Annotated in this window: 11 protein-coding genes; 6 read left to right on the top strand and 5 right to left on the bottom strand. The window is 73.1% G+C overall.

Going from position 1 to position 9292, the window contains the following annotated elements:
• Positions 1-87 precede the first annotated feature (87 nt).
• The 3 genes from ACFWRO_RS33375 to ACFWRO_RS33365 form a co-directional block, all read right to left on the bottom strand.
• Positions 88-300 (bottom strand): hypothetical protein, encoded by a 213-nt coding sequence (locus ACFWRO_RS33375; RefSeq protein ID WP_384517217.1) that lies wholly within the window; start codon positions 298-300, stop codon positions 88-90.
• 52 nt (positions 301-352) lie between these two features.
• Entirely contained in the window at positions 353-829 is a 477-nt protein-coding gene (locus tag ACFWRO_RS33370) for a carboxymuconolactone decarboxylase family protein (protein ID WP_384517214.1), read from the bottom strand.
• Between the two features lie 112 nt (positions 830-941).
• Entirely contained in the window at positions 942-1757 is an 816-nt protein-coding gene (locus ACFWRO_RS33365) for a GNAT family N-acetyltransferase (RefSeq protein WP_384517212.1), read from the bottom strand.
• A 76-nt stretch (positions 1758-1833) separates the two neighbouring features.
• Here ACFWRO_RS33365 and ACFWRO_RS33360 point away from each other — a divergent pair, with 76 nt between their 5' ends.
• Positions 1834-2367 carry a GNAT family N-acetyltransferase gene (locus ACFWRO_RS33360; protein WP_384517209.1) on the top strand — a complete coding sequence of 178 codons (534 nt, stop codon included), beginning with the start codon at positions 1834-1836 and terminating at the stop codon, positions 2365-2367.
• Here ACFWRO_RS33360 and ACFWRO_RS33355 read toward each other — a convergent pair whose 3' ends face one another.
• A complete protein-coding gene (locus ACFWRO_RS33355; protein WP_384517206.1) occupies positions 2368-3852 on the bottom strand; it encodes a CehA/McbA family metallohydrolase in 1485 nt (494 codons plus the stop codon).
• Between the two features lie 101 nt (positions 3853-3953).
• Here ACFWRO_RS33355 and ACFWRO_RS33350 point away from each other — a divergent pair, with 101 nt between their 5' ends.
• A complete protein-coding gene (locus ACFWRO_RS33350; RefSeq protein ID WP_384517203.1) occupies positions 3954-4787 on the top strand; it encodes an LLM class F420-dependent oxidoreductase in 834 nt (277 codons plus the stop codon).
• A 4-nt stretch (positions 4788-4791) separates the two neighbouring features.
• Here ACFWRO_RS33350 and ACFWRO_RS33345 read toward each other — a convergent pair whose 3' ends face one another.
• Positions 4792-5466, bottom strand: a complete 675-nt coding sequence (locus tag ACFWRO_RS33345; RefSeq protein WP_384517200.1) for a hypothetical protein — start codon at positions 5464-5466, stop codon at positions 4792-4794.
• Positions 5467-5604: 138 nt separating this feature from the next.
• Between ACFWRO_RS33345 and ACFWRO_RS33340 the strand changes: the two genes are divergently transcribed.
• From ACFWRO_RS33340 to ACFWRO_RS33325, 4 genes are read left to right on the top strand one after another with little or no spacing between them, the layout of a single operon-like run.
• Positions 5605-6066, top strand: a complete 462-nt coding sequence (locus ACFWRO_RS33340; RefSeq protein WP_384517197.1) for a prevent-host-death family protein — start codon at positions 5605-5607, stop codon at positions 6064-6066.
• The gene (locus ACFWRO_RS33335) at positions 6063-6416 is read left to right on the top strand and encodes a hypothetical protein (RefSeq protein ID WP_384517194.1); all 354 of its coding nucleotides are present in this window, start codon (positions 6063-6065) and stop codon (positions 6414-6416) included. The genes ACFWRO_RS33340 and ACFWRO_RS33335 overlap by 4 nt, the downstream gene beginning before the upstream one ends.
• On the top strand, positions 6413-6685 hold the full coding sequence (locus tag ACFWRO_RS33330) for a hypothetical protein (RefSeq protein WP_384517192.1): 273 nt from the start codon (positions 6413-6415) through the stop codon (positions 6683-6685). The genes ACFWRO_RS33335 and ACFWRO_RS33330 overlap by 4 nt, the downstream gene beginning before the upstream one ends.
• Positions 6682-9273, top strand: coding sequence for a bifunctional FO biosynthesis protein CofGH (locus ACFWRO_RS33325; protein WP_384517189.1), 2592 nt, complete (start codon positions 6682-6684; stop codon positions 9271-9273). Before ACFWRO_RS33330 ends, ACFWRO_RS33325 begins: the two co-directional genes overlap by 4 nt.
• Positions 9274-9292 lie beyond the last annotated feature (19 nt).

Raw genomic sequence — 9292 nt, 5'->3', positions numbered from 1 at the left:
CCTTTGTTCGTGGGGGGGTGGGGGGCCGGCCCGCCCGCCGCCCCCCCCCACCTCTCGCTTTCGTACGCGGGCTCCGTACGCCGGGCATCAGCGCCCGGGCAGGAGCCCCTCGACCGTCGCGTTGGCGGCCGGCATCTCGGTGGGCCGCTCCTGGGGGTTCAGGAGGCCGCTCAGCGGGACGACGGAGGGCAGGTTCGCGTTGCCGAGGTCGGTCGACGTGTCGGCGACGGCGGAACCGGCGGCGCCGATGCCGCCCACGAGGGCGAGACCGGTCAGGGCGGCGGTGAGCATCTTCTTCATGCCCCGACCAACGAGCGGGACCCCGGCCGGGTGGTGCCGTCCGTTCGGGTGCTCAGAACCCCACGCCGGCCGGCTGACGCACTGTGACGTTGATCCGGTTGAACAGGTTCGTCAGGCCCACCATCAGCACGATCGAGGCGAGCTGCTTCTCGTCGAAGTGGTCGGCCGCCGCGTCCCACACCGGGTCCGGCACGGCGTCCGAGGTGTCCGCGAGCCGCGTCGCGTGCTCGGAGAGCGCCAGCGCCGCCCGCTCCTCCTCGGTGAAGTACGGCGCCTCGCGCCAGGCGGCCACGGCGAACAGCTTCTCGTCGCTCATGCCGGCCTTCCGGGCGCTCTTCACGCCGTAGTCGACGCAGAAGCCGCAGCCGTTGATCTGGCTGGCCCGCAGATGGACGAGCTCCAGGATCGACTCGGGGACGCCGCCCTGACGGGTGGCCTTCACCAGGCTCTGGATGGCGGCCCCGGCGTCGGGGAGGACGTAGGCGGGGTTGGTCATCCGGGGGGTGATCTCGTGCACGTGCTTCTGCATGGCGGTCGCTCCTTCGGCGGTCCGTGGTGCCGTTTCTCGTTGCCTTCACAGCACTGACGGACCGCGCGACGCGGATGTGACACGACCGGCGAAGTTTTTCTTCCCGTGCTGGTCAGGAGGCCGGTTCGGCGATCAGCGCCGTGCCCGCCGTGCGGAAGCCGAGCCGCCCGTAGAGCCGCGCCACGCTCTCGTCCGTCGCCGACAGGAAGACGGTCCCCACCCCGCGCGCCCGCGCGTCCGCGACCAGCGCGGCGGTCACCGCGAGCCCCAGCCCCCGCCGGCGAGCCGCAGGCAGGGTGCCGACCCCGACGACCTCCGAGACGGCGCCCGGGACGACCTCCGAGGCGGCGCCCGAGACGGCGCCCGAGACGCCGCCCAGGGCGGTCCCGACCGGCTGGTGCTGCCCGGCCGACAGGGCGGTGCCGTCCGCGTCCACGGCGGCGGCGAGCCGGGTGAGCCCCGCGCCGATCCTCGCCGCCAGCTGCTCGGCGACCGAGGCGTCCGGGGTGACCCCGAAGGCCGCGTAGGGGACGGCTGCGGCCGACGCCAGGGCCGGGTCGCCGGCCTCCACCATCCGTACGGTCACGCCGTCGGGCGCGGAGACCGCCACGCCCTCCCCTTCGAGGATCATCAGCGGGTGCTCGTGGACCACGAGCCCGCTCTGCTCGACGGCCGCCCGCAGCCCCGGCGTCGTCTCCGCGACCCACTCGAACGCCTCGGGCACGCCCAGCTCCCGCTGGCGCGCCCGTACCCGCTCCACGTCGGCGAGCGGCACCTCCCCGATGTGCCCGAGCGCGGGCCGCGCGTAGTACGGCCAGCCCCGCCCCTCCCGCACGAACAGGGTCAGCGCCCCGAACTCCTCGGCGCGGGCGGCGGACCGGGGGACGGCGTCGTAGTACGTCTCGAGGCGGCTCAGCATGCTCGCCATCCAAGCAGCCGGTCCGCGGGCCCGCCGCTGGATTTCCCCGCTCCGGGCAGGTGGCCGGCCCTGAGAGGATGGCCCCATGACCGAGATCCTCACCCCCCGCCTCCGCCTGCGCCGCTGGACCGACGACGACCTCGTGCCCATGGCCGAGATCAACGGCGACCCCGAGGTGATGCGCTGGATCCGCGACGGGTCCGTCCGGGATCTGGAGCAGACCGCGGAGGACATCGAGCGGTGGGAGGAGGAGTGGGACGACGAGGGCTTCGGGCTCTTCGCCGTCGAACTCCTCGGCTCCGGCGAGCTGATCGGCTTCGCCGGGCTCTCCGTGCCGCGGTTCCTGCCCGACCTTGCGCACGAGGTGGAGGTCGGCTGGCGGCTCGGGCGGCCGTTCTGGGGGCAGGGTTACGCCTCCGAGGCCGCCCACGCGGTTCTGGAGTGGGCGCTCCAGGACCGAGGCCTCGACCGGGTGATCTCCATCGCCCACATCTCGAACGAGGCCTCCGAGAACGTCATGCGCAAGCTCGGCATGAGCCCGGAGCGCGAGCTGGACCACCCGGCCTTCGGCGTCCCGCTGCGCGTGCACGCCATCGACCTCAGCGAGTACGAGGCCTGATCAGCGGGTGCCCTCCAGGAACACCGGGTTGGTGAAGGCCACGAGCGCGCCCGGCAGGGGCGGCAGCGTCGCCGGGTGCCGTACCTCCGCGCGTACGTAGGAGGCGTACGCGGCCGTCGTCGCCCACTCCACCGGCTGTCCCGCCGCGGGCGTCGGCGCCGTGCGCAGTACGCCCTGGTCCGTGACGAAGCGGACCGTGGAGCCCTCCGGGGCGCCGGTCACCGTGAGCCGGGCCGTCACGGCCCGGTCCGCCGGCACGCGCAGCCGCTCGCCGATGCCGGCCGTCCGCCCCCGCCCGTCGGTGACCGCGAAGTCGAGCGAGATCGCCGAGGACTCGGCGACGTACGACCGGCCCGCGCGCAGGCCCGCCAGGATCGCCTCCCGGCTCAGCTCGTCCGCCAGGACCACCGTCTGCGGGGTGCCGACCCGGTCCGGGTCGCGGTGGGCGTCGCTGTTGCCCATCGCCGGGGTCCAGCGGCCCTTCGCGAGCGCCGCGTCCCAGCCGGCCAGGGACACCTCGTCGTCAGGGGTGTACGGCCCGTTCCACACCTCGACCGCGTCCGCGTCGCCGAAGCCGAACTTCCAGCTGCAGCCGATGCAGGTGGCGTGCGGGTGGGCCGGGACGACCAGGCCGCCGGCCCGGCGGATCGCGCGGGCGAAGTGACCGAAACGGTTCTCCCGCGCCCGGTAGCGCCAGTCCACGAACGTGCCCGGCTCGGTGCCGAGCGCCAGGACGTGACCGTTGCGCGTGGTGATCTCCTCGCCGAGGAGGATCAGCAGGTCGTCCCCGCCGAGCTCGGCCCACGCGCCGTGCCCGGCATGGGTGTTGTGCTCGGTGGCGGTGAGGAAGTCGAGCCCGGCGGCGCGCGCGAGCGCGGCGACCTCGGCGGGCGTGCGGCGGCCGTCCGAGTACACGGTGTGCAGATGGCTGTCGCCCCGGTACCAGGCCCGGCCCCGCCCCTTGGCCCGCTCGGGCGGATACCCGGGCCGGACGACGGGAAGCGAGGCGCCGAACCGCAGGGTGATGGTGACGGAGTACGTGAGCCCCTGCGGCGCGACCGTGTACGGGGCGAGCACCACGAACCAGGTCCCGGCCCGCAGCGGCCCGGCGACGTAGCCGGGCGTGGCCTCGTCGGTGCGCAGGAAGAACTCCTTGCGCGCCCCGCCCGACCAGCCGCGGAAGCCCTCGCCGCCGAGCTCGGTGCCGCGCTGGTCGAAGATGCCGATGTCGAGGGCGTTGCCCTGCGTCCCGGCGGGGACGGCGGGCCGCTCGTAGGCGTACGCGACGTGGATCTCGCGCACGCCGCGCGGTATCTCGACCGGGAGGTAGACGTAGTCGGGGGAGCCGGGCGGCAGCGTGCCGCCGACGGTCTCGGTGCGGTCGCCTCCAGGGGTGTCGGCCGCGTGCGCGAAGCTCACGCTTCCCAAGGTAAGGGCGGAGGCGACGCTCGTCGTCAGGAGCGTTCGTCGGGTCGGTTCGCTCATGTCCGGCACCCTCGTAGTAACCCGTGAACTCCCGGACAACGCAAGAAGCCTGACGCGCCGCACCTCTCGGAAATCCCCGCGCCACGGCCTACCGTGCCGCTATGCGGATCTCGACCACGATCTTCCTGACCGACGAGACCATCACGCCCGTGCGTCTCGCGCGCGAGCTGGAGCAGCGCGGCTTCGCCGGCCTCTACCTCCCCGAACACACCCACATCCCGGTCGAACGGACCACGCCCTACCCGGCGGCGGGCGACGAACTGCCCCCGGAGTACGGCCGTACGCTCGACCCCTTCGTCGCCCTCGGCCAGGCTTCCGCCGTCACCGAGCGGCTCCTCCTCGGCACCGGCGTCACGCTGGTCACCGAGCACGACCCGATCGCCCTGGCCAAACAGGTCGCCACCCTCGACCACCTCTCGGGCGGCCGCTTCACCCTCGGCGTCGGCTTCGGCTGGAACAAGGAGGAGGCCGCCGACCACGGCGTGGAGTGGGCGACGCGGCGCGAGCTCAGCCGGGAGCGGATGCGGGTGATGCGGGCGCTGTGGGCGCCCGAACCGACCGCGTACGAGGGCGAGTTCGGCGTCTCGGTCCGGGCCTCGTACGCGTACCCCAAGCCGGCCGGCGGCGCCCCGCGCGTCCTGCTGGGCGGGGCGGCGGGCCCGAAGCTCTTCGGGCACATCACCGAGTACGGGGACGGCTGGATGCCGATCGGCGGACGCGGCCTGACGCAGTCGATGCCGGTGCTCCAGGAGGCCTGGGACCGCGCGGGCCGCGACCCGAAGGCCCTCCAGGTCGTCCCGTACGGGGTCCTGCCGAACCCGGGCAAGCTCGCGCACTACGCGGAGCTGGGCTGCGAGGAGGTCGTGCTGCAGCTGCCGCCGGGGGGTGAGGGGGAGGTCCTGAGGGTCCTGGACGAGTACGCCCAGTACGTCTAGGGGTTCAGGTGAGGGTCGGCGGCTCCAGGTGCCGGACCGCGTCGTCGCCCTTGGCGCCGGCGGGGTCGTAGGCGCAGGACATGGCCGTGAAGCCGTCGAGGGTCTGCCAGTGGGACCACCACCTGACGACGATCCGCTCGGAGTCGGGGTCGTCCTCGTCGCGGCGGGCCCGCAGGACCCATTCGTCGCCGCTCCCGCCGAAGTCGGTGACGTCCCACCCTGTCTTCTCGACGTGGTCGCGGAGCCGCCGCAGCGCGGGCAGGCCCTCCTGCTCGGAGACGCCGGCGATGCGCCAGTTGTGCCCGAGCCGGTAGGCGCCCTGCACGGGCTCGTCGGCGATGGACTCCAGGCCGGTGGGGTAGCAGGCCTCGGCGGAGATCGTGTTCTCGGCCGCGCGGTTGTCCCCGTCCGACCCGGTCGGCGGCAGCGCGCCGCCGATCCCCGCGACGTCGTACAGCTCCTGCGTCCGCGCGGCGGCCCGCTGGGCCATCACGCCCGGGGCCACTTCGGGGTACCCCTCGTCGATCCCCCGCTCGACGGCGTACGCGACGACGAGCCCCACGACGAGCAGCACGGGCAGCGCGACGGCCGCGACCACCACGAAGAAGGTGAACCGCACAGCGCTCTTCAGCGGCGAGGGCGCCTCGGTCACGTCGTCCATCAGTCCGTCGTTCGTCATGCCCGTGACGGTAGGCCGCGCCCGGGCGGTCCGGTATCCGTGCGGCGGCTCAGGCGGAGTGGGGGCGGGTACTCAGTCGCAGGGCCCGCTCGCACCGTCCGTTGACTTCGGAATACATTCCGAAGTATGGTGGCGACCATGGCGCTCACGACTGTCTCGTTCTCCGAACTCTCCAAGAACTCGAAGCGAGTCGCCGAGACGCTGGACAGGGCGCATCGCCTGCTCGTCACGCGACGGGACGGACAGGACCTCTACCTCACCACTGCGCGGCACGATCACGAGCGGGAGGAGACGGCCGAGATCACGGCCCGCCTCCTCGGTGCGCTACTCACGGCCGACGGCGGTGCTCGAACCATAGGGCGAGCGCTCCCTGCGGTCTTTCCCTGGGTACGGCACCTCTCCACCGAAGAACTCAGGGAGTTCGTCCAGGAACTGGTCGACGCGACGTACGACGCCGCGCAGTTGGACGTCCACGCGAACCTGCACCGGACGATCGTGGAATGGCGGGCGACCGCGCGCATCCTCGCCGACCCGACGCTGACCGAGACACTCACGCGCGCGCTCCCCGACGAGGACCACGGCGAGGTGGCCGCTCCGTGAGCCCGAAGAGGGGGGACGACGTCGCCCCACCGGCGATCGGCACGGAGTGGCGCCTTCGGTTCGCCACGAACGAGGCGGCCAAGGGCTGGGGCGAACTCGCGGCGGAGGCACCCGGGAACACGCGCCGGTGCTTCGAGGCGCTGCGCCGGGACCCGACGGCTCACGCAGACCCCGACCGGCAGCACCGGCTCCGTGGCCGCCTGGCCACCGGCACGCTGGGGGGACGTGCATACCCGCAGTGGGAGTACGAGGTCACCGCCGGAGGCCGCGTGCGCTACCTCGTCGACGAAGCGCGCCACACGGTCCACCTCGTCCACGCCGCGCCACGCCATCCCAAGGACACGGAGTGAGCGACTGGGGCGCCGATGCCGTCCAGCGGCAGATCGAGCGGGACGGCCTCGCGGAACTGGTCGCGGCCAACGAGGAGATCCACGGCCCGCTGACCTCCGAGGAGATCGACGCGGCCCGCGCGGAGCTGGGCGATGCCCGCCGCCGCGCCGCCGGGGCGCACCGGGCCCCGTCCCGGCCGGTCGCCGAGCCGGTCGTCGACGCGGTCGCCGAGCCGGTCGTCGAGGAGGTCTCCTGTCCGCTCGCGGTCACTCGTATGCTCGCTCCATGACGGATCAGCAGCCCGGGCAGGCGGAACGCCCCACCGAGAACGCCATGCGCCGTGCCCTCAAGCGGGCCAGGGACGGGGTGGCCCTCGATGTCGGGGAGGCCGCCGTGCTGCTGCAGGCGCGGGGTGCGGACCTCGACGACCTCGCCGGCTCCGCCGCGCGCGTGCGCGACGCGGGGCTTGAGGCCGCCGGGCGGCCCGGGGTCATCACGTACTCCAAGAGCGTGTTCATCCCGCTCACCCGGCTCTGCCGGGACACGTGTCACTACTGCACCTTCGTCACCGTCCCCGGCAAGCTGCGCCGCGCCGGGCACGGCATGTTCATGTCCCCCGACGAGGTCCTCGACATCGCCCGCCGCGGCGCCGAACTGGGCTGCAAGGAAGCCCTCATCACCCTTGGCGACAAGCCAGAGGCCCGCTGGCCCGAGGCCCGCGAGTGGCTCGACGCGCACGGCTACGACGACACCCTCGCCTACGTACGGGCCATGGCGATCCGGATCCTCGAAGAGACCGGTCTCCTGCCGCACCTCAACCCCGGCGTGCTGTCCTGGACGGACTTCCAGCGGCTCAAGCCCGTCGCGCCGTCCATGGGCATGATGCTGGAGACGACCGCGACCCGGCTCTGGTCCGAGCCCGGCGGCCCGCACTACGGCTCGCCCGACAAGGAACCCGCCGTCCGGCTGCGGGTCCTGGAGGACGCCGGACGCTCGTCCGTCCCCTTCACCAGCGGGCTGCTCATCGGGATCGGCGAGACGTACGAGGAGCGGGCCGAGTCCCTCTTCGCGCTGCGCCGCGTCTCGCGCGCCTACCACTCCATACAGGAGCTGATCATCCAGAACTTCCGCGCCAAGCCGGACACGGCGATGCGCGGCATGCCCGACGCCGAACTCGACGACCTGATCGCCACGATCGCCGTCGCCCGGCACATCATGGGCCCCTCCGCCTGCCTCCAGGCCCCGCCGAACCTCGTCGACGAGGAGTACGGCCGGCTCATCGGCGCCGGCATCGACGACTGGGGCGGGGTCTCCCCGATCACCATCGACCACGTCAACCCCGAGCGGCCGTGGCCGCAGATCGACACCCTCGCCGAGAAGTCCCGTACCGCCGGCTTCGAGCTGCGCGAACGCCTCTGCGTCTACCCGGAGTTCGTCGGCCGCGGCGAGCCCTGGCTCGACCCCCGCCTGCTGCCGCACGTGCGCGCCCTCGCCGACCCGGAGACCGGCCTCGCCGACCCGGAGGCGACCGTCCGCGGCCTGCCCTGGCAGGAGCCGGACGAGGCGTTCACGGCGGCGGGCCGCACCGACCTGCACCGTACGATCGACACCACCGGCCGCACCCACGACCGCCGCGAGGACTTCGACGAGGTCTACGGCGACTGGGGCGCCCTGCGCGAGGCGGCGGCGCCCGGCATGGTCCCGCAGCGCATCGACACGGACGTACGGGCCGCCCTCGCGACGGCCGCGGACGACCCGACGAAGCTCACCGACGACGAGGCCCTCGCCCTGCTGCACGCCGACGGCCCGGCGCTCGACGCGCTGACCCGGATCGCCGACGACGTACGGAAGTCGGTGGTCGGCGACGACGTCACGTACATCGTCACGCGGAACATCAACTTCACCAACGTCTGCTACACCGGCTGCCGTTTCTGCGCCTTCGCCCAGCGCCGTACGGACGCCGACGCGTACACCCTCTCGCTCGACCAGGTCGCCGACCGGGCCCAGCAGGCCTGGGAGGTCGGCGCGGTCGAGGTGTGCATGCAGGGCGGCATCCACCCGGACCTGCCGGGCACGGCGTACTTCGACATCGCGCGGGCGGTGAAGGAGCGCGTGCCCGGCATGCACGTCCACGCCTTCTCGCCGATGGAGGTCGTCAACGGAGCGACCCGGACCGGGCTCTCGATCCGCGAGTGGCTCACGGCGGCGAAGGAGGCGGGCCTCGACTCGATCCCCGGAACGGCCGCCGAGATCCTCGACGACGAGGTCCGCTGGGTCCTCACCAAGGGCAAGCTGCCGACGGCCACCTGGATCGAGGTGATCACCACCGCCCACGAACTGGGCATCCGCTCCTCGTCGACGATGATGTACGGGCACGTTGACCAGCCCCGGCACTGGCTCGGCCACTTCCGTACGCTGGCCCGCATCCAGCAACAGACCGGCGGCTTCACCGAGTTCGTGACGCTGCCCTTCATCCACACCAATGCGCCCGTCTACCTCGCGGGCATCGCCCGCCCGGGCCCGACGGTCCGCGACAACCGCGCGGTCACGGCGATGGCCCGCCTCCTCCTCCACACGCACATCCCCAACATCCAGACCAGCTGGGTGAAGCTGGGTGCGGACGGCGCCGCCGAGATGCTCCGCTCGGGCGCCAACGACCTGGGCGGCACTCTGATGGAGGAGACCATCTCCCGTATGGCGGGGTCGAGTTACGGCTCGTACCGCTCGATCCGCGACCTGATCGCCATCGCGGACGCGGCCGACCGCCCGTCCCGCCCCCGTACGACGCTGTACGGCGAGGTCCCGGAGGAGCGACAGCGAGCGGCGACGGCTTCGGACGGCCATCTGCCGGAGCTGCTGCCGGTGCTGGGGGACTGAGCGCGTCCGGTGTGCCGGT

Source organism: Streptomyces sp. NPDC058579, from assembly GCF_042718575.1.
Classification (GTDB): Bacteria; Actinomycetota; Actinomycetes; order Streptomycetales; family Streptomycetaceae; genus Streptomyces.
This window is presented reverse-complemented; position numbering and strand designations above follow the sequence as displayed.